The sequence below is a fragment of the Pseudoalteromonas sp. Scap03 genome (genome assembly GCF_013393115.1).
Taxonomy (GTDB): domain Bacteria; phylum Pseudomonadota; class Gammaproteobacteria; order Enterobacterales; family Alteromonadaceae; genus Pseudoalteromonas.
The window spans coordinates 698,768-719,757 of the sequence record NZ_VDEU01000001.1 but is presented as its reverse complement, the minus strand read 5'-3'; the positions used below and the strand labels follow the sequence as shown (position 1 = coordinate 719,757).

Here is a 20,990-nt window from a genome sequence, read left to right as displayed (position 1 = left end):
GTTCAGGTTAAATAATAAGGCAGGTGTAAATACACATTTGCACATGCTTTATTACACTTTTTTACTGCCCGTTTTTCCCTTTTAATAATACTCTAAGCATTATTAAAAGCACTATTTAAGGGATTATTGTGAAAAAGTCACTCATTGCATCAGCCTTATTACTGGCTGCACCAAGCTTCGCAGCCAATTGGCAAACCATTCATACTGAGCATTTTAATGTTCACTTTAGCAGTGAACATACTGATTTTGCTAAATCGACCGCGGTGGAGCTGGAGATTGTCCGTACAAAAGTGCTTGAGCAACAAAACCGTGCCCTTGATAAAATCGTCGATGTGGTGGTATTTGATCCTTTAAATGCAGCTAATGGCTTTGCCTTACCAACCTCTAATAATCCTGTTATGGCGCTTTTTACTACGCCACCACAATCGGACACAGTAATCTCAAACTCATCGGGCTGGCAGCAATTACTAGTGCTGCACGAGTACATTCACTTAGTTCATTTAGCGCAGCCGACTCGCAGCGAGTGGCAACAAAAAATTAGAGGGGTATGGGATCTTTACGATTTAACCTATGGTGACACACCGCGCTGGGTAGCTGAAGGATACGCCACCTTAATTGAGTCTAAAATGACAGGGCGAGGGCGGCTCTTTGATAACTATTCTGAGGCAATACTCAGGGAGTTTGCTCAGCAAGGAGCGCTTCCGACCTATGGGCAACTAAATAGTGATGAAGGCTTTATGGCGGGCTCCATGGCGTATTTAATGGGAAGTCGTTTTTTATACTGGCTAGAGCAAAATTACTCAGAGCAGCTGGTCGATAATGTATGGGTTCGTATGCGGGCGGTTAAGCCTCGAGATTTTGACGACGCATTTTCTGGTGTATTCGGGCAAAGCGCTGCCAAGCTATATCGTCGATTTATTGCTGAGTTCACTTACAAAGCAATGCAACAAGAGCAAACCGAGTCACCACTTAATAGCAAGCTTTGGTTAAAGCTTGATTTATACGCTAGCAACCCCGCTCTTTCTGGTGATGGCAGCAAAATTGCCATAGTGGAGCGTGATAAAAAAAGTAATACCAAGCTCATAATTTATAGCACTGAAGACAACACTAAAGCGCAACAGCAATTTACTAAAGCACAAAAGCAATTACTTGAAGATGATGCTAAGGATATTCCTGATACTGCGCCAAGTGTATTTAAGCGCGAACAAAAACAAATATTAAATCAAATAAATCGAGCAGGTATTGCCAATCCGCAGTGGGTAGGCAATAACACTCTTTATTTTAATGCCTACAGTAGTGAGGAGTCGGGGACTTATAACAAAGTGTCTGACATTTTTAGCTATAACATAGATACTGGCAACGTCGAACAACTCACTGAACTGGCTGGTATTCGTCGTTTTAGTGTTACCCGCAATGGTGAAACACTTTACGGTGAGCAAATAAGAGCTGGGTATTCTGAATTAGTAAAAGTCGATCTTAATACACAAGCAATCACGCCACTTTTTACCAAGAGCTTAAAAACGACGTACGATTACCCGACCCTAAGCCCCGATGAAACAAAATTAGCTTATTTATCAGCGTCATTAAACGAAAATTGGCAATTGTATATACAAGGTTTGAGCGGTGATACTAGGCAGTCAGTCCCAATGCCTAATGGGTATCAATATTTAAGCCAGCCGAGTTTTAGTCAAAATGGGGAGTCTATCTATTTTGTTGCTGGCCTAAATAATAAAACTGATATTTATAATTATCATATAAAAAATAATACCCTCACCCGCTTAACTAACGGGCAAGAAGCGCTTGCATACCCGATTGAGACTGAAGATGGTTCACTACTTTATTTCTCTATTAATGCCGATGGCCCTGATGTAAAAACGCTAACAACAAAAGACCGCACAGCCGTGACGGAACTCGCTGTAAACAGTGAAGCTCCATTGTTGATGGTAAATAAGCATACTCTGCCACCGGCAAAAATATATACCGATGAGACAGCAGAGCAAAGCGATTACGCAGTACTTGATCAGCAAGCGACGTTTGCCTTGGGATCACAGTATTATTCAGCGTCAACCAGTTTGCTAAGCGTAGGTATAAAAAGTAGCGACTTATTAAAGCAACTTGATTTACAAGCGGGTTATAACATTGATTTGCATGACGGTGCATTACATGGAGGCTTTGTACAAGCAAAATACAATGCGTTAAATACAAAGTTTAAGCTTGCGCTATTTGATTATAATTTGGGTACATCACATCAATATCAACCTAGCTTAAACGCTGATATTGACGCCCGAGGTGGTTTTGTTGCAATAAGCCATCCATTGAAATTTGGCCAGCTTCAGTTAACCCCAGAGCTTGCTTATAACTATACAGATTATAAAAATAGCCATAAAAATTGGACACGGTTGAGTATTGCTCAGCAATGGCAACATGACCGCCAATCATTTGCCATAGGGCAGAGTATTTATGCCAGTATTTATGATGGGCGGAATCACAATAGTCATTGGCAAGGTTATGACTTGGCAACAAAAGTATTTGGTAAAGCATTTAATATTCCCATGTTTGTGAGCTTTGAACAAAAACAGCGAGACGATAGTGTTTTAGCTTTAGGTGGGTTTAGCTCTAACCTGATTAATCAGCAACAAAGTAGCGAGTTTGTGCTTGCTGCTGAACTGCCTTATTACAGTGCAACTGCAGAGCGTTACCAAGGTTATGGTGGTGGCATCAGCTTTAAAGAAGGCATGCCTTGGCTTTATTACAAGCAACATCAATTAGACAACAGCGTTTATGCACAAAGTTATGGCTTAAAATACCAAGGTGATTTTAGCTTTGGGATGGGGCCTGCAGGCGTAAACGACCTAACTTTTAATGCTGGGCTGTCGCGTGTTGAAGGTGACAGCTTTGAAGATGAAATGCGCGCGTGGTTAAGCTTTTACTACTCTCTTTAATATTATGGGTAATACACTTTTAAATATGTATTACCCAAAAGCAACCTACTTTGGCTTAGTAAGCGATGCTAACTTTGCTTGGTATATATTGAGCTTTTCATTGTCTCGCTCATATTTAATGGCTTGTTCAAGCAAGGCTTGTGTTTGTTTAGACTTACCTTGTTGATAACGAATTTTTGCAAGCTCTAAGTAAAGCTCTGATATATATGGGGCTTTTGCAATTGCTGACTCAAGGTGGTTTTTAGCTTGAGTTACCTTTCCTTCTTGCAGATTGTTTTTAGCAATAACCAATAGCTCGTAAGGGTCTTTTTCTTCATTAATTAATTGGCTTGTTAATTGTTTTTCTAGCTCTGTATTGCCAAGATCTTTTGCGAGTAGCCGATAGTTATTGATTAAGTTTATACTTATATCGTTTCTATTTAGTGCGGTTTGGTAAATCAGTTGAGCGCTTTTTAAATCGCCTGCACGGCGATGTAATATACCCGTAATATTGAACAGTTCAGGATCGTTAGGAGTAAAAGAATTAGCTTTCAAAATAAGAGAGTAGGCTGTATTGAGTTTATTTTTAGCTAATGCCTCCGCCGCTAAATTGCTGTAAAACTTATTGAGTAAATCATTATAGGTGGCGCTGCCAGCATAAAAGCTGCCGCGGGTTGGGAAGTAATCTATTAAAGTGCCTGGGCGAATAAATACAATAAAGTTATCATCAGTTTCTTCTTCCGGTGCGTAAACTTTGGTTCTAAAATGGTTGGCTATGTAAACTAAACTTCCCTCTTTGGCATACACAGGTTCGCTGGTCATTTCTTGAAAACTGGTGTCAAGATCTAAAAGCGTGGCGTAGCTTTGTGTCAATATAGCTAAGCTAATACAGTTGCCTTGTGAGCGTTCAATAGTTTGTTTGGATGTTAGTGTATCACCGTGATACTTAAAGTTGGTAAGCTGGTTTTCTAGGTAGTTAAAAACAATTTCATCAGCACGTATCTCATTTAAGCGCTTCTGTGCATAAGCTAAAAACTTTTCTTTTTCAGGTTCTGGAAGCTCAAAAACACTGTGTTCATTAGGGGTTTCAACACGCTTGAAAAGAGAGTGGTTAATTACTTGTGTAAGCTGTACCTTTTTAATTTGCACTGCTGGTTGAGTGCTACTGCATGCAGCTAAAAAAAAGCTAAGTGTAAAAACTAGATATTTCATAAATCACCTCACTGTGACTTTTAAGATTACAATGAGGTGACTTTATAATCAAGCACTTACAGTGCGATGCTTACTTAAGCGATTTTTGTGTGATTGCTTTTTACGTTTACGGCGTGTAAGCCATAAATAAAAGCCTGTACCAGCCAGCCATACAGGGCTAAGACCAACAATACACCAAAGTATTTTACTGATAAGCCCAGCAAAATAGCCAAAGTGTAGTTTTCTAAAGCTATCAATTACTTGCCAACCAACTCCGGTTTCACGAATATCCCAGTTAGCCATGTGTTCACCTGTTTGCTTATTGTAGGTTATGGTATTGGCGTATTCACTGGTAAGTGGATTACTGGTATTTACTTCGCCATAAAGAGTAATATTTTCATCAGGCTCTCGCGGGAAAACTAAAAAAGTAGTGTTAAAAGTGGGTATTTGCAGCTTACTATCATTAAGAATGCGCTCAAAAGAAATGTCGTCACTATATAATTTATTTGCAATAGTGTAGTGCTCTTCTTCTGCGTGTTCTATTACTTCGTGATACCACACAGCGCCATTAAAATAACCACCGGTAATCGCTAAAACGATAAGGATAGGTGAACCTAATACTCCAGTCATTTTATGAATGTCGCTTAGTACTATCTGCAAAGTTGCTCGCCAGCGTACGCTAAATAGTCGCTGCCAAAATTTGCGGTAAATAATTAAGCCAGTAATACCTAAAGTTAATAAAAATAGAGCAAAAAAGAAGCCTAATACGGTACCTGTTTGCCCTGGTAAGCTTTTTAAGTCGTTAAGTAAAAAAGTATAATGGAGCTCTAAAAACCAGTCAGTAAAATAATGAGTGGTGCTTACTGGTTCTGATAAAACCTCTCCTGTGTATTGGTCTAAATGCAACTTATACCAATCGTCAGTTCCACGCTTAACCAAATAAAGCCGGTCAGCGGTGCTGTTATTAAAAAGCTCCCAGCTTCCTACTACATATTCAGGAAAGGCTGCTTCGGCTTTATTTATTAATGAGTCCATAGGCAAACGTGCAGCTTGTTGCTGTACCACAAAGTGTTTATCTGGCATCAGTAGGCCATCAATTTCACTTTTAAACACTAAAACACTGCCAGTAATGCTAATAACAATTAACGGAATAATGGCAATTAGCGCCAACCAACTATGAACTTTAAACAGTGTTTTTCTCATTACTTAGGCTTGCATGTTAATCTGTAGATATGCGTATGATAACAGTTATCATTTGTGTTGCAATTGTAAAAGGGTGAGACTGTGAAGTTTTAGTAACGGTTTTTGTATACTCAGGTTGCCACAGGAGGAAATTAAAGTTGGTGTGAAGCTTGTATAAAAGCTAGCCAGTCCTACAATGCGCGCACATGAATAAAGCCTTTAAAAACAAATGTTTAAAAAATGTTTTATTTCTTCCTTTTCATTAACAACAATGTAACGAGCGAGGTTTGCTTTGGCGTATTATTTGCCTATTTTGTCAGTATTTATTTTGGTTTTTAGTTTTTTACCGTTACTCAATAAAATTATAAAAAACCGCAGTGTATCAGGTGTATCACTGTTAATGATGACATTTGGTTTAGCGCAAAGTGTGTACTTTATTAGCTACAATCTTTACTTTGCTCGCTTTTATATTGCTTTGCCGTTTTTTGCGACAGGCTTTTTAAGCGGACTAATTTTATACTTTTTTGCTCGCTATAATGCCGCTAAGCGTCAAAATTTGCAGTTGCTTGGCATGCTTAGCTTTTCGTTATTGCCATTTTTGTTGTTACTTAACCCCAACTTAGATACCGCTGTGGTACTTAATGGCTTAACCTATGTGGGCTTAATCATGAGTTCAGTACGAGTTATGCCACAAACCTACAAAACACTTCGCACAGGGAATATTAGTAACCTTAGTGCTCGCTATTTTAGTTTACAATTTATAGCTGGTATCTGTGGTTTGTTTGCAGAGCTTGCTATGCCTGTGCAAAGTACTTCGCATATACTAATGTTTGTTATGATATTACTGACTAATGCGGTGCAGTTTGCGTGTATGCAGTATTATCGCGTACGTCCTGTGTTGGCATAAAATTATAGTGACCGTTAATTTCATTTGTGGCACTTTGAGTGACCAATAAATAAAAAGTGCCCACTATGAAATTAACTATCCATCAAATCGATGCGTTCAGCAGTGAACTGTTTAAAGGTAACTATGCCGCTGTGATCCCACTAGAGTCGTGGCTTAGTGATGATCTTATGCTGAATATCGCTTCTGAAAATAACGTATCTGAAACTGCTTTTACTTGTCAGTTGGCTGATGGAAGCTTTGCGATACGTTGGTTTTCGCCGTTAATGGAAATTGATTTTTGCGGCCATGCTACTTTGGCTGCGGCCTATGTGCTTTGTGAGCAACATAGTATATCGCAGGTGCGCTTTAGCGCAGAGGCGGTGGGCAAACTGATTGTTAATAAAAATAACGATGGCAGCTTTGCTATGACCTTTCCTAAACAAGCCCCTGAAGAGGTTCAGCTTATCCCTGATGCTTTATTAGCTGGCCTGTCTATACAACCTATTAAAGTGCTGAAAAACCGCCAAGCTTATTTTGCTATTTATGATAATGAGCAGCAGGTTGTAGATCTGAAAACAACCAATGAACAACTAAAAAAATTAGCCCCATTAGATGTGGTTGCAACAGCACCGAGTGTTGAGTATGACTTTATTTCTCGTTATTTTTGGCCTGCCAGTGGTGGTGATGAAGACTTTGTGACCGGTTCAATTCATACCGGGCTTGCCCCTTATTGGGCAGAACAATTTGGCAAAAACTCTTTAAGTGCTTATCAGGCCTCACAACGGGGTGGGAAGTTACATTGTGAAGTGGGCAGTACAACAGTGACATTAACGGGTCATGCGGTAAGATACCTAAAAGGTACTATTTACCTTTGAATTAGTGTAAAAAAGGCCACGTAAAACGTGGCCTTGGTTTAGTCAGTGTTATTTACGCTTCTAGCGCTTTGCTAATTAAGCGATCAATATACTTTTTATGTGCTTTGGTTGCGGTGTCTGCACCCCATGCAACATCTTGATCGGCTATTTGAGTTAGCTGATATAGCGCGGCTGTTTTCGCTAAGTTATCGTATTTACTTGCTTTTTCTAAGCCTGCAATTGCAATAAGCTGATTTACGTATTCAATCTGTAAGTTATGACTGATTGAATTAGCGTTTTTGTTATCAACAAAGATACTTGCAGTTAAATCCTCCATAAATTGCGTAAGGCTGTATTCATTTCCATATAAAGCAGTGTCTGAAATACGTAGTAACACAGCAGGATGCAGTAGTTGCGCTAACACACCTTTTTGCATGCCTAAAATCATTTTATGCGGTTTAGGGTCTTCGTTTTTACCATAATGATTAAACCCACGACGCTGCTGCTGCATAAAGTTATACAAAGGCTGCATGCTTTGCAGTACATTTGGAGCAAACACATACTCAGCTAAAATAGCCATTGCTTGGGTTTGGCGCTCAAGTGGCACCGGTGTAAAAGGCTTAGCTGCATTTTCATCACCTACGACAGCACGCTCTACATAAACCCCACCAATTTGACGAGATACCACGCCTGCTTGTGCACGGTATTGGCCAAATAGGCTGTTAGCAGAAGTAACAAGCTGTTGGTAAGACTCGCCTTTTACTGTGGCTTTATCTTTAAGTTCTGAAAAGAGTGTATTGATCAGGGCCATTCTATCTGCCCCGTAAGCTGCAGGGTTAGACGACAAGTCACCTATCATCACGCGAGGGTCTATATGGCGACCTGGTGCACGCATATCGTCGGCATCATTACCAAAGGCAAGCGCATGTTCGCTTGAGCGAGCAAGTATTTTATCAAGACGAGCTTGTTCTGCTGCTTCATCTTTAAGTGCTGCGCTATAGCCGTAGTTTATTGCCCAATCATCGTACGGACCGGGTTTAGTTTGGAAAATATCGCCTTGAGTCACACCCGTTGGCGCTATATTTGCTGGCGCATAGTCCATTACTGAGCCGGTTACTATACCTTGGGTTTTACTTTTGTCGTGAACTTCTTTCTCATCCCACAAAATAGAAGATTTCATGTTGTGATTAAGACCTAAAGTATGCCCTACTTCATGTAAAACCAGCTGAGTTAAGCCTTGGCGTAACATTTCAGTATCTTCAATATCAGCGCCATTCGCTAAGCCTTTTGCAAGTATTAGGTTTTGTTGTAATTCATGACCTAAAGAGCAATTAAGCTCAGTGTTGCTTCCTGGTTGGGTATGGCTCATAGTGCCTTGAGTATAAAGCGTATCGTATATCCAGCGGTTTTTCATAAATACAAACTCAAGCATAATGTCTGAGCCTAAAATTTCACCGGTTAGCGGGTTAGCTAATGCTGGTCCATATCCACCAAAAGGTGGCTTAGGCGATGAAGTCCAACGCAGTACATTATAGTTAATGTCACCAGCATCCCAATCGGCATCATCAGGTTGTACTTTTACTTCCAGTGCGTTCTTGAAGCCAGCCTTTTCAAATGAGCTATTCCAAGCAAGTACAGCGTCACGTACTGTATCTCGCCACTCAATAGGCGTGGTATTTTCTATCCACCAAGTAATTGGCTTTACTGGCTCTGAAAGTGCAGCACTTGGATCTTTCTTTTGTAGATCCCAACGCTTAATTACATCTTGATATGGCGCCCAGTCAGTTGATGTCATTTTATCAAACTGATTGGTGAAATAACCAATGCGCGCATCATCAAGGCGAGGTTGATAACTATTTTCAGGTAAAGCCACAAATGAATGCTGTACTTTTACTGACACGCTTCGTGGATCGCTTATCGCACCTGAGCCTCGAACGGTTGGGCTACTATTAGTAAAAACATAATCAACCACCAGATCTAGGTTGTTAGGGTATGGGCGCTGTTTGATGATACGTGATTTTTTATCATCTAATTTACCTACTTTAAAACGCTTTTTAGCATTTTTATCGTTCGGATTAGGTGTTGGCGATACTTTATGCAGGGCTTCACTTAAAAATAGCTTGTTAACATTAAAGGCTATTTTACCCTCTTCTTGCTTTTCTATTTTTATACTTGCAAGTACTGCTTCGCTAATGTTTGCCTCGCTGGCTTTAGCTAGCGCACTATTTTCGTTAAATAAGTAGCGCGGGGTTTTGCTAATAATATCGATACGATCAAAGTATTTTCTAAATTCGATTAACTTTGTTTCACGGTACGCGCCACGAAAGTGGCCCGCATCAGTCGCGCCGTCAATGGTGTGTGCAAAATAAACAAAAGGAGTATCGAGTTGTGACTCGTTAATTACCATTAGGTGGTCGCCGGTTTTTTTATCTTGGTAAAGATTAAAAATGCCAACAAATTCGGTTTGGCCTTCAATCATTTCACTTAATGTGTGTGGCTCTTTTTCTTCTTTTTTTTCGGCAGCAACAGTATAGCTACTGCCAAGCGCTATACTAAGCGCCAAGGTAAGTGCGGTTAATTTCATAGTTTGTCTTTTGTAGTTGTTAATATGATTTTACTGTACGGTGTGTCATGCGGTTTCGCACAGCATCTTTGCTAAATACTAACTCAAAGTATTTAGCTTTATGATTTATAATGGTAAAAATTTGTAACAATACATTTATAGAGCGAATCCACGAGGCTTTCTAAGGGTTTATACTTTATCGAGCAAGACCTTGCCTATACTTTTTTGTAACAGTTGCTTACAAATGTCACGTTAATGTTTCATTAAGCTTTGGTATCATGGTGCTAATAGTAATTTGGGAGTAAAAAAAGATGCAAGGTAATGTACTTAGGTGGATTTTTCCGTTCGTAGCATTGGCATTAGGTGTGGCCGGTTTTGCTGCAATTAATGCGATTGCAAAAGAGTCAGATAAAAAAGAAGTCATAGACACCCGTCCAACGGTGCAGGTTGAAGCCGTTTCCGCAAATAATCATCAAGTTATTATTAATAGTTATGGTGAAGTGCAGCCGCTTGAAAATACCCAGCTTTCAGCTCAAGTATCCGGTGAGGTAGTTAGCTGGCATCCGAGCTTTGTAGCCGGTGGGATTGTGGGCCGCGGTGAAACCCTATTTACAATTGAAAAAGATAACTACGAAGCCGCAGTTTTGCAAGCCGAGGCTGAACTTGCCCGCGCGCAAGCGATGTTAATTGAAGAGCAAGCGCAAGCTAAAGTTGCAGAAGATGAAGCAAAACGTTTCCCAAATAAAGCGCGTACAGATTTATTTTTACGTAAACCACAAGTGTTGAGTGCGCAGGCCGCTGTTAAATCGGCGCAAGCTGCATTAAAAAGGGCACAACGCGATTTAGATAATTGCGAAGTGAGCGCACCATATGATGCACTAGTGGTGAGTCGTAATGTAGGTGTTGGTCAGTTTGTCACTATGGGCGCTCAAGTTGCCGAGCTGAATAATATTGAAACGGCCGAGGTGATTATTCCTATTGCAGGCTTTGATAGTGTGTTTTTACCTGAACGCGTTAAAGGGGTAAAGGCAACTGTTATTAAAACAGGATTAAATGGGTTTACTCGCCAAGCAGCGATAGATCGCGACTTAGGGATTGTAGATAACGCGACCCGTATGAGTAGTCTAGTGATTCGAATTGAAGACCCTTATGGGCTTACTAACCAGCAACCTGCAATTAAATTTGGCACCTATGTACAAGTAAACTTTGCCGGTACTATGCTCAATAATATTTATCGTTTACCGCAAGAGTTAGTAAATAACCAAACTGTATGGATAGTTAATGATGAGCAGCAATTAGAGCCACGCAAGGTGAAAGTAATTCGTGAAGAAGGTGAATACTTCTATATCAGTGATGGCTTAGAAGCCAACGACAAGCTTGTTACTACCTTACCAGAATATCCACAAAAAGGGATGGCAGTAAAGGTAGCTAGTTTGACAGAGACTAAAAGTACGGATGCAGCAGACAATGCATCTATTGAAAAGCTTTAAGGTAGGGTGAGTTATGAATAACACAGAGCAACCCAATACCAGTAAACAAACAGGGTTAATTGCTTATTTTGCTAACAACTCTGTTGCTGCCAATTTGATGATGTTTTTTATCATTGTCATGGGGCTTATAAGCTATTTTACTATTCAGCGACAAATGTTTCCGAATATAGAAGTTAACTATATTACGGTGAATGCAAACTACCCTGGGGCGTCGCCACAGGAAATTGAAGAAAGCATCTTAATAAAAGTTGAAGAGTCGTTAAAAGATATTACCGAAATTAAAAAAGGGGTGTATCGCGCATTTCGTAATGGCGGTTCTGCCACCCTTGAAATTAACACCGACGCAGAACTTACCGACGTTCTCGATAAAGTAAAACTGCGAGTTGATGGTATTGCGACTTTTCCTGCGGGAATGGAACCAGTCACCATTAGCCAAATAGAGTTTCGCCAAGATGTAATTGGTATGACATTAGTTGCCGACTTACCGTTAAATGAGCTTAAGCCAATAGCGAACCAGGTTGAAGACGAACTACTGCAGTTATCGAATGTATCTTTAGTGGTAAACGATGTGCCATTGGATGAAATTGCCATAGAAATAGAGCCAGACACACTTCGCCAATATAATTTAACTTTATCGGATGTAGCAAATGCGGTACGTCGCTATTCGGCTAATTTTTCAGCCGGACAACTAAAAACTGATGCTGGCGTTATTTCGGTTCGAGTAGAAAATCAGTTTTATTCTGGTGAAGAGTTTAGGCAAATTCCGGTAAAAATTGGCGCGAACGGTGCCAAAGTGTTGCTACAAGATATCGCTATTATCAAAGATCAGTTTGTTGAAGGTGAACGTTACTTTAAATTTAATGGCGAAAATGCGGTTTATTTATCGGTAAAAGCCACAGAAGATCAAAATATTATTCCGGTGGCTGATTCGGTTAAAGCGTATATTGATCAAAAAAATAAAGAACTGCCATTGGGTGTACGTATAGAGCCATTAATGGACTTTACTTATTACCTAAATGCGCGCTTAGACATGATGAAAGCTAATTTACTGCAAGGTGCAATTTTAGTTGCCCTTATGCTTTCGTTATTTTTACGTTTTAAGCTTGCACTGTGGGTAATGATTGGTTTACCAGTGTGCTTTTTAGGTGCGATGATGCTGATGCCATTATTTGGTATCACGATTAATATTGTGTCTTTATTTGCCTTTATTATGGTGCTGGGGATTGTGGTAGACGATGCCATAGTCATAGGTGAAAGTGCTTACACAGAAATAGAAAAAAAAGGCGGCGGTGTTGTTAATGTAGTTAATGGCGCTAAACGAGTGGCAACCCCTGCCACCTTTGGTGTACTAACAACCATTGCGGTATTTGCACCATTTACGCTTTCAAGCGGGCCTGAAAGTTCCTTTTTTATAGGTATTTCAGTGGTGGTAATATTATGCCTAATATTTAGCTTGATTGAATCTAAGCTGATATTACCGGCACACATTGCGCATACTCACTTTTCTCCTATTAACCCTGACGGTTGGCGAGCGCGCTTTAATAAGCGCTTTTTTGGTTTTGTAAATGGGCCGTATAGGCAGTTTATTGTTACTTGTATAAAGTGGCGTTGGACGGTGCTATTTAGTTTTGTTGCGCTATTAATTTTCACCTTTGCGTTAATATCGTCTAATCAGGTGAGAATGATCCCATCACCTAAAGTGCCGCATGACTTCCCGCAAATTAATCTTGAGATGAACGATAACGTATCAGACATCCAAACTATTAATGCTATTCGCCAAATCGAAGCCATGGTGCTTGAAATAGATAAGCAAACAGCGCGCGAAGAAGGGCAAAAAATGATTCGCGATGTATTGGTATTTAATCAAGGTCGTACAGAGGCGCAACTACTAGCGCCATTGGTTGATGAAGATTTACGCCCTTATAATGCTTTTGAGCTTTCGCGCCGCTGGCGTGAAGCTATGCCAAATATTGCAGGTGTTAAATCGTTAACTATTCAAGATGATGTTGGCGGTGGAGGCGGCGGTAGTGGCGGTGAGTTCGGCTATTTACTGTATGGCTCTGACATTGATACATTGAATGAAGCCGGGCGTCGCTTTATTGGATTATTGCAGCAACAAGAAGGCTTATTCGACATAAGCTCTACCATTGACCCTGCTAGCAAAGAAGTACAAATGAGCTTAAAACCAGTCGCTTTTGACTTAGGGTTAGATTTGGCCTCAATTGCAAATCAAGTAGGTGCGAGTTTTTATGGTGGTGAGGCGCAACGTGTTATTCGCCGCGGTGAAGAAGTGCGGGTGATGGTACGTTACCCTAAACTTACCCGTGAAGCGTTTTCATCGCTTAAACACGCGGTTATCACCACGCCACAAGGTAGGGAAGTGCTGCTAGGAGATGTGGTTGAGTTAACTGAAACCCCAGGTATTAGTTATATTCGTCGTGAAGGCGGCTATCGTACTGTTTATGTATATGGCAATATTGATGAGGAAGTGATTGAACCTGGAGAAGTGGTTAAGCAAGTAAAAGAAAACCTACTGCCACAATTACTAGATGAATACCCAAGCGTTAAGTCAGAACTCGGTGGCGCAATTGAAGAACAACAAGCTCAAGCTAATGAGCAGTTACTATTTTTTGCTGGCGGTATGATTTTAGTTTACATATTACTTGCCGTGCCGCTAAAAAGTTACTCTCAGCCATTAATTGTAATGTCGGTTATTCCATTTAGTTTAACGGGCGCAATATGGGGGCATTTTTGGTTTGGCTTAGACATTAGCTTAATGTCGGGCTTTGGTTTAATTGCCGCGGCTGGGGTAGTTATTAATGACTCATTAGTAATGACTGATTTCATTAATCAGGCGCGTCGTGCTGGTATTAGTATAAAAGATTCGGTTATTGAAGCAGGCTGTGCACGCTTTAGACCCATACTACTTACCTCAATTACTACCTTTGCTGGCGTATTACCGATTATGTTTGAAACTAGTTTACAAGCTAAATTTGTAATACCGATGGCGGTAGCACTTGGTTTTGCTGTTATGTTTGCAACACTAATCACCCTTATTTTGGTGCCGTGTTTGTATATTATTTTAACTGATATTGGGGCGCTAATTAAACGCCCGTTTGCAAGTAAAAAGGTGAGTGTGAGTTAATACCACACATATCATGCAGTTGAATAAAAAAGCCAACCGTTAAATCGGTTGGCTTTTTTTATTCTTGCAAATTTAAACTTAAGTACTACTTTTAAACTTTGATTACATTCTTTTGTTTGATTGTTGCAACATTGCGAATTAAAATCATTCGATATTGGTTAACGCATATTAGCCTACGAGCTAGTTTGCCTGTTGTAAGCCATATGATATGGGCGACGTTTGATTCTTTAAGGTGTTGCAGTGTTTATACATTCATCATTAGCGTGTGGAGAATGGTTAACTATTGGTTGTCTTGGACTGGATCAGTATAGCCAGCTATTTGTTGGTGATACGGTTAGTGTGAGCTTTTACGATGAGCATGGCGAATTATCTCAGCTAGCTTTTGATTATGAAATACTCTCTCCAGAGCAGGGTGAACCCCATGCCTGGAGTTTACTGGTAGTTGAGCATATTAATATGCACATTCCGCTGGTGTGCGCTGGCAGAATGACAGAGCAAGGATTGGTTGTTGCGTATCGACATAACAAAATATTTGCACTTGAAAGTAGTGGTATTTGTAGCGCGGTGGTCCATTTTAATCGCGCTGAAAAAAATAAAAAATTAGTTGTTGTAAATAGCCTCGGATACGACGCAATTTATCCTCAAAATGGTGATATGTATAGTGCGGGCACCAAAGTACTACAGCCAAAAACTGGGCATATATACCAGTGTAAGGCATGGCCATTTAGCGAGTTTTGCCGTGTAGATAAGCATAAAACTATGTTTGAGCCTGGAGTTGGCGAAAGCTGGACTATGGCTTGGCAGCAAATACAGTAAATCAACTTCCCTTAGGTATAACGACAACAATAAAATGCACGTAGTTTTTAGTTATCGAATTTATACCGCTTTAGCCCACTCAACTATGAGTGGGCTTTTTTATTTTTATGATAAACTGGCCGCCATTGTTATTTTTTAAGCGGTTTTTTTTGTGTCTTCTTTTGATTATTCTTTAAGCTTATTGCCTAATTTTCCTATTGCTAAAAAGCAACCTCATGCGCTGACAACTCACGCAAAAACACGTAGTGATGATTATTATTGGATGCGCGATGATGAACGACAAAATGCCGAAATACTCGCGCATTTAGCACAAGAAAACACCTATTGTGATGAGCAGTTAGCCCCCATTAAGCCATTACAAAGTGCATTATTTGAAGAGCTTAAAGGCCGTATTGTAAAAGATGATAACACTGTACCGGTAAAAGATGGCCTGTATTGGTATCACTCAGAGGTTCGCGGAGATGATGAATATGCACGCCATTATCGCAGCAGCAGTATGGTAATGGCTGATAAAGAGTTACTACTTGATGTTAATGAACTTGCCAACGGCTATGAGTTTTATGAGCTAGGGGAAGTGGCGCTGAGCCCCAATGAGCAATTAATGGCATACTCTGAGGACATTGACGGCAGACGTATTTACACGGTTCGCTTTAAAGATTTGAACAATAATAAAATGCTCGACGATGTACTTGAAAATACCGAGGGGCAGGTTGTTTGGGCGAACGACAATAAAACCGTATTTTATGTAAAAAAGGATTTAAAAACTTTATTGGGTTATCAAGTTTTTAGACATGAGCTAGGGAGTGAGCAACACCAAGATGTGTTGGTATACGAAGAGCAAGACAGCAGCTTTTTTATGGGCTTAGGTAAAAGTCGTGATGAAAGCTTAATTATTATTGATTTAGCTAGCACAGAAACTAACGACATGTGGATACTTGACGCCAATCAGCCTAAAGGTGAGTTTACTGCTTTAATACCGCGTGAAGAGGGCCATGAATTTGATATTGATAAGCTTGGTGATACTTTTTATATAGTGACTAACTGGCAAGCTAAAAACTTTAGATTAATGACCGCGACAAGCAGCACCATTGCTGATAAAAGCCAGTGGCAAACACATACCCCTCATCGTGAAAATGTATTATTAGAAGGCGTTGAATTATTTAACGACTTTTTAGTGCTTAGCGAGCGCGAACAAGGCCAGGCACGTTTTGTTGTGGTTAATAAAAACGCCGAGCGAATGAACCTTGAGTTTGATGATCCTTGTTACTACGCCGCTATTGCGATGAACCCAGAGCCAAGTGTAACCCATGCACGCATTTACTATTCGAGCTTAACGACTCCTGGCTCGCTTTATAATGTTGATTTAACCACCGGTGAAAAAACCTTACTTAAACAACAAAAAGTACTCGGTGATTTTAACGCAGATGACTACCAGTCAGAGCGACTTATGGTAAGCGCTCGAGATGGGGTAAAAGTGCCGGTGTCGTTGGTATATCGTAAAGATAGCTTTAAAAAAGATGGTTCAAATCCGTTGTTTCAATATGGTTATGGCGCGTATGGGATCACCATAGATCCTAGTTTTTCGAGTACGTCACTTAGCTTACTCGACCGTGGCTTTGTCTATGCGATTGCGCATGTGCGTGGTAGTGAAATGCTAGGGCGTTCATGGTACGAACATGGTAAAAAACAGCATAAACAAAATAGCTTTAATGACTTTATAGATGTAACCAAAGCGCTCACTGAGCAAGGATACGGCAACAAAAGTAAAGTGTTTGCCTCTGGTGGCAGTGCTGGGGGGTTATTAATGGGAGCTGTGGTAAATCAAGCGCCTGAACTTTACTGTGGAGTGGGCTGTCATGTGCCATTTTTAGATGTGCTCACCACCATGTTAGATGAAAGCATTCCGCTTACAACAAATGAGTATGATGAATGGGGTAACCCAAACGACCCCCATTTTTACGAGATTATTGAAGCGTATTCACCGTACGATAATATTAGCGCGCAACACTACCCTAATATACTGGTGACAACCGGCTTGCATGACTCACAAGTACAATATTGGGAGCCAATGAAGTGGGTGGCTAAAATGCGTGAATATAAAATGGATGATAATATTTTAGTGTTTAAAACTGACATGGATGCAGGGCATGGTGGCGCATCGGGTCGCTTTAAAAGCTTAGAAGAAAAAGCATTAGAAATGGCCTTTTTTATCGCATTGTCATAGTAATAGTACAGTGACAAAAAAGCCTCAGTAATGACTGAGGCTTTCTATTTTTAAAATAACTTAATCTAGGTAGGCTTTTAACATCCACACTAGCTTTTCTTGCTCTTTAATGTAATCACTCATTAATGATGCGGTACCTTCATCATCCGCTTCAGAGGCTTGTGCAAGAATATCGCGCTGCATTTTAATTAAGCTGCTGTATCCGGCAAGTAAGTTCTCTACAGCGGTAACTCCATCACTGATCCCTTTTGCTTCTTTAATTTCACTTACTTCTAAGTAATCTGAAAACGCATGTAGCGGTGCACCATCAAGCGTTAAAATACGTTCTGCGATTTCATCTACTTTTAATAGTAGTAAGTTATAAATTTCTTCAAACTTTAAATGTAATTCAAAAAAGTTTCGGCCTTTAATGTTCCAGTGAAAACCGCGGGCATTCATATATTGAATTTGATAGCTGCTTAAAAGTGTATTCAGTGACTTAATAATATCTTCACTTTTTGTACTGTTTAAACCAATTGCATTTACTTGCGACATACCTTGCTCCTTAAATAACCGTTTTTATGAATTTTTTAAATATTGTTCATTGAAATAAGTATTGCTCATAATCGTCTATGAATAAAATCGTTTATACATATTGATGCCATAGCTAAAAGCTATCAGCGTATCTGTGGTTTTATAAATAAATTAACTAACGCTGTTCAATAGATATGGGTTGTGTTTATAGAAATACTACCATGAGCAGAAAATTTAGTGCTTTGCTGAGTATAAAATATGATCTAAAACAAGCTTTTGACAGGCGCAGCGCAGACTTATTTTATTTATTGATTTAGGTCAAAAAACGCGCACAAGTAAAGCGCATAATCAATATAACCCAACTTGATAGAGAGTACTTTTATTAAGTTAAGGGGCTACTTGATTAGATGCGGAGAGAAATAATGGAAGCTAAAACACGTAAAGAGAATAAAGCTGAACTCATCGTTATTGGTATTGCTTTGGTCGCGTTTGTTGTTGGATTAGTTGCGCACTTAGCGGGTGCGAGTTTTGCAAACTCTGATACATTTGGTTATATCGCTGCACCAATGCCGCTGGTGTTGGGTATTATATTTTTGATCAGCTATAAAGTGGCCGCTGCAGCCGAGGACTAAATGTCCTCGTTCAAGCGCTCAAGAATATAATTAACGACTTGGCGAGAGTAAATCATACTGGTATGGCTTAAGTGAAACACTTTGTGTTCAGCCATACCTTTAAGTTTGGTTTCATCTAGCAGTACGGTACCATCAGAGCGGCTGCCTTTTACAATGAGTGGCATTAAACCAATCGGTAAGTCGCCGGCAATACTGTATAGCTTGGCTTTAAAAGGCCAATCACCATTCTTAGACAGTAAAAATTCAACACTATTTTTTAATAATAGTTCGAACCCTTTTTGCTGCATTTTTTCAGCAATATGGCTGCCAGTATGTGGCGTCCCTAAGGTGATCACCTTTTCAACATGATGACTTGGCGCTGAGTTTGCTTCTAAATAGGCGCGGGCAACTAAGCCCCCCATAGAGTGGCAGACTAAAGCAGAAGGCTCATCGCTAATAAACTCATCTATTTGCGTAAAAATAGCATCTCGATTAGGGTCACGAGTATTGTAGGTTAGGTTTAAAACTTTAACCCCCGACTCTTCCAAACGTGAACATAACGGGCGCATAACCAAGCCAGACATATACAAGCCATGTAAAACAATAACGCGTTTAACTTTCATACGCCCCCTAATACCAATTTTATTAAAAACATATTAAATAATCCGCTACCTGCGTTAAAAATTATTTATATAGAACAACTATATGTCATCATTTTCGCCTTGTTATCGACTTATTTCTTTGTAGCTATAATGGATAACTAATTTAATGCAATTGGTATAACCTATTCTAGTTACATTAATTGCTGAGGTTTTATCTCAATGTTAGTGGTGTCGGTATTAACCCAAACTTCACCATCTTGAATGGTAATAGCCAATTTAATATTACGATCAACCAACGCAGCTAATAATTGAGTAGCAGCATAATCAAGGCTAAAAATGCTTAGGTTTTTAAACTCGTACAATTTAGGCTGATGCTTTTGCCACCAAATAGCTTGGTTATTCTCGCCATAGGTATATAAAACTACTTTTTTAGCTTTATTACAGGCTTTTTTAAGGCGCTTTTCATCTGGTAACCCCAGCTCAATCCACAGCTCTATTTCTTCGCTGTAATTGACATGCCAAAGCTCCGGCTCATCATCAGCACATAAACCTTTAGTAAACTCTAATCCATCACAGCTATTAAGTGCAAACGCTAGTAAGCGGATCATCAAACGCTGCTCAGTTTCTGAAGGGTGTTGTGCCAAGGTTAAATTAAAGTCTTGGTATACGTGACGGTCCATATCGCTAAGCGATAGTTGCGCTTTAATAATGGTAGATTTGAGAGCCATAATATCTAATCTGAAAAAATTTGCGCCAGTATAGCGCAATTAAATGAATTGCCAGTTAAAATAGCTACAAATTATATGTTAGGAGTTAAAAATGGCTATCCAGTGGTTCCCTGGGCACATGAATAAAGCCCGAAATGAAATTAAAGAAATAATGCCACAAATGGATGTGATCATTGAAGTGCTAGATGCGCGCATTCCTTACAGTAGCGAAAACCCGATGGTGGCTACTTTGCGTGAAGGTAAGCCGGTCATCAAAATATTGAATAAAGCCGATTTAGCTGACCCTAAAATGACCCAAGCGTGGAAGGATTACTTTGAGCAAGAAAACGGCGTAAAAGCGATTGCATTTGGTAACGATAAAGCCGCAGAGGTGCATCGTATTAATGAGCTGTGTAAAAAGTTAGTACCACATAAAGTCGGTGCCGATAAGCAAATTAAAGCTATGATCATGGGGATTCCTAACGTAGGTAAATCTACGCTCATTAATGTACTTGCTGGACGTATAGTGGCTAAAACCGGCAATGAGCCTGCAGTGACTAAGGCGCAGCAACGTATTAAACTTGATGATGGCATTATGCTTTACGATACGCCTGGGATGCTGTGGCCAAAATTAGAAAACGAAAACTCAGGTTATCGTTTAGGCGCAACCGGAGCAATACGTGATACCGCTATTGAGTACGAAGAAGTGGCAAGCTACACCGCTGAGTATTTATTACATGCCTATCCTGAGCTTTTAAAAGCGCGCTATAAATTAGATGAATTGCCAGAAAGCGATTGGGAATTTGTTGAAATGGCGGGTAAAAAACGTGGCTGTATTCGCGGTGGCAACCAAATCGATACGTATAAAATGTCAGAAATTCTAATTAATGAATTACGAGATGGCATTATTGGTCGTATTACCATGGAGACACCTGCCATGCGTGAAGAGGAAGAAATAATGGTAGCTGGATTGCGCGCGGCGGCAGAAGCGAAAAAGCAAGCCAAAGAAGAAGAGAAAAAACAACGCCGAGCACGTGCACGAAAAAACCGCCGTTAATTTTTAAAGCGTAGGTTAAAGCCTTACGCATTAAATTACAGACATAAAAAAAGCCCGTAAGGGCTTTTTTAGTTTCATATCTACCGTCACCGATATGAGCAATGTAGCAAGTAAATGAGTAGGGCGGAAACAGGTCATAAACAGCAAGGGACGTTGTGGTTTATAACAGGTTTCCATAGCTGTTAACGTGCGCCACACGTTTGTTTCAGGGTCGAGAAACACATGAAT

The 20,990-nt window shown here is 40.0% G+C and carries 15 protein-coding genes; 9 read left to right on the top strand and 6 right to left on the bottom strand.

The genetic code is table 11. From position 1 onward, the window contains the following. Positions 1-128: 128 nt before the first annotated feature. On the top strand, positions 129-2,942 hold the full coding sequence (locus FHG08_RS03280; protein ID WP_138608639.1) for a PD40 domain-containing protein: 2,814 nt from the start codon (positions 129-131) through the stop codon (positions 2,940-2,942). Positions 2,943-2,987: 45 nt separating this feature from the next. On the opposite strand, the gene FHG08_RS03275 is transcribed toward FHG08_RS03280, so the two are convergent. Beyond that, the gene (locus tag FHG08_RS03275; protein ID WP_138608640.1) at positions 2,988-4,133 is read right to left on the bottom strand and encodes a lipopolysaccharide assembly protein LapB; all 1,146 of its coding nucleotides are present in this window, start codon (positions 4,131-4,133) and stop codon (positions 2,988-2,990) included. A 48-nt stretch (positions 4,134-4,181) separates the two neighbouring features. Further along, positions 4,182-5,315, bottom strand: coding sequence for a PepSY domain-containing protein (locus FHG08_RS03270; protein ID WP_178956778.1), 1,134 nt, complete (start codon positions 5,313-5,315; stop codon positions 4,182-4,184). A 271-nt stretch (positions 5,316-5,586) separates the two neighbouring features. Here FHG08_RS03270 and FHG08_RS03265 point away from each other — a divergent pair, with 271 nt between their 5' ends. Together FHG08_RS03265 and FHG08_RS03260 are read left to right on the top strand one after the other, a co-directional pair. Next, positions 5,587-6,201 carry a PQ-loop domain-containing transporter gene (locus tag FHG08_RS03265; protein WP_138608645.1) on the top strand — a complete coding sequence of 205 codons (615 nt, stop codon included), beginning with the start codon at positions 5,587-5,589 and terminating at the stop codon, positions 6,199-6,201. A gap of 65 nt (positions 6,202-6,266) precedes the next feature. Further along, positions 6,267-7,055, top strand: coding sequence for a PhzF family phenazine biosynthesis protein (locus FHG08_RS03260; protein ID WP_178956777.1), 789 nt, complete (start codon positions 6,267-6,269; stop codon positions 7,053-7,055). Between the two features lie 52 nt (positions 7,056-7,107). On the opposite strand, the gene FHG08_RS03255 is transcribed toward FHG08_RS03260, so the two are convergent. After that, the gene (locus FHG08_RS03255; RefSeq protein WP_138608649.1) at positions 7,108-9,618 is read right to left on the bottom strand and encodes a zinc-dependent metalloprotease; all 2,511 of its coding nucleotides are present in this window, start codon (positions 9,616-9,618) and stop codon (positions 7,108-7,110) included. Between the two features lie 290 nt (positions 9,619-9,908). On the opposite strand from FHG08_RS03255, the gene FHG08_RS03250 reads away from it, so the two are divergent. From FHG08_RS03250 to FHG08_RS03235, 4 genes are all read left to right on the top strand, one after another. After that, the gene (locus tag FHG08_RS03250; RefSeq protein ID WP_178956776.1) at positions 9,909-11,087 is read left to right on the top strand and encodes an efflux RND transporter periplasmic adaptor subunit; all 1,179 of its coding nucleotides are present in this window, start codon (positions 9,909-9,911) and stop codon (positions 11,085-11,087) included. A 13-nt stretch (positions 11,088-11,100) separates the two neighbouring features. Further along, entirely contained in the window at positions 11,101-14,232 is a 3,132-nt protein-coding gene (locus FHG08_RS03245) for an efflux RND transporter permease subunit (RefSeq protein ID WP_138608653.1), read from the top strand. Between the two features lie 240 nt (positions 14,233-14,472). Beyond that, a complete protein-coding gene (locus FHG08_RS03240) occupies positions 14,473-15,048 on the top strand; it encodes a chitin-binding protein (protein ID WP_138608655.1) in 576 nt (191 codons plus the stop codon). Positions 15,049-15,199: 151 nt separating this feature from the next. Beyond that, positions 15,200-17,272 carry a S9 family peptidase gene (locus FHG08_RS03235; protein ID WP_178956775.1) on the top strand — a complete coding sequence of 691 codons (2,073 nt, stop codon included), beginning with the start codon at positions 15,200-15,202 and terminating at the stop codon, positions 17,270-17,272. A gap of 60 nt (positions 17,273-17,332) precedes the next feature. On the opposite strand, the gene FHG08_RS03230 is transcribed toward FHG08_RS03235, so the two are convergent. Then, complete coding sequence (locus FHG08_RS03230; protein ID WP_178956774.1) at positions 17,333-17,806, bottom strand: Dps family protein; 474 nt, start codon at positions 17,804-17,806, stop codon at positions 17,333-17,335. Between the two features lie 401 nt (positions 17,807-18,207). Between FHG08_RS03230 and FHG08_RS03225 the strand changes: the two genes are divergently transcribed. Then, complete coding sequence (locus FHG08_RS03225) at positions 18,208-18,417, top strand: hypothetical protein (protein WP_008112863.1); 210 nt, start codon at positions 18,208-18,210, stop codon at positions 18,415-18,417. On the opposite strand, the gene FHG08_RS03220 is transcribed toward FHG08_RS03225, so the two are convergent. Further along, the gene (locus FHG08_RS03220; protein ID WP_138608659.1) at positions 18,414-19,019 is read right to left on the bottom strand and encodes an alpha/beta hydrolase; all 606 of its coding nucleotides are present in this window, start codon (positions 19,017-19,019) and stop codon (positions 18,414-18,416) included. The genes FHG08_RS03225 and FHG08_RS03220 overlap by 4 nt on opposite strands. 170 nt (positions 19,020-19,189) lie before the next feature. Further along, positions 19,190-19,726, bottom strand: a complete 537-nt coding sequence (locus tag FHG08_RS03215) for a YaeQ family protein (RefSeq protein ID WP_008112865.1) — start codon at positions 19,724-19,726, stop codon at positions 19,190-19,192. A 91-nt stretch (positions 19,727-19,817) separates the two neighbouring features. Between FHG08_RS03215 and ylqF the strand changes: the two genes are divergently transcribed. Next, positions 19,818-20,762 carry a ribosome biogenesis GTPase YlqF gene (ylqF, locus tag FHG08_RS03210; RefSeq protein ID WP_178956773.1) on the top strand — a complete coding sequence of 315 codons (945 nt, stop codon included), beginning with the start codon at positions 19,818-19,820 and terminating at the stop codon, positions 20,760-20,762. Positions 20,763-20,990 lie beyond the last annotated feature (228 nt).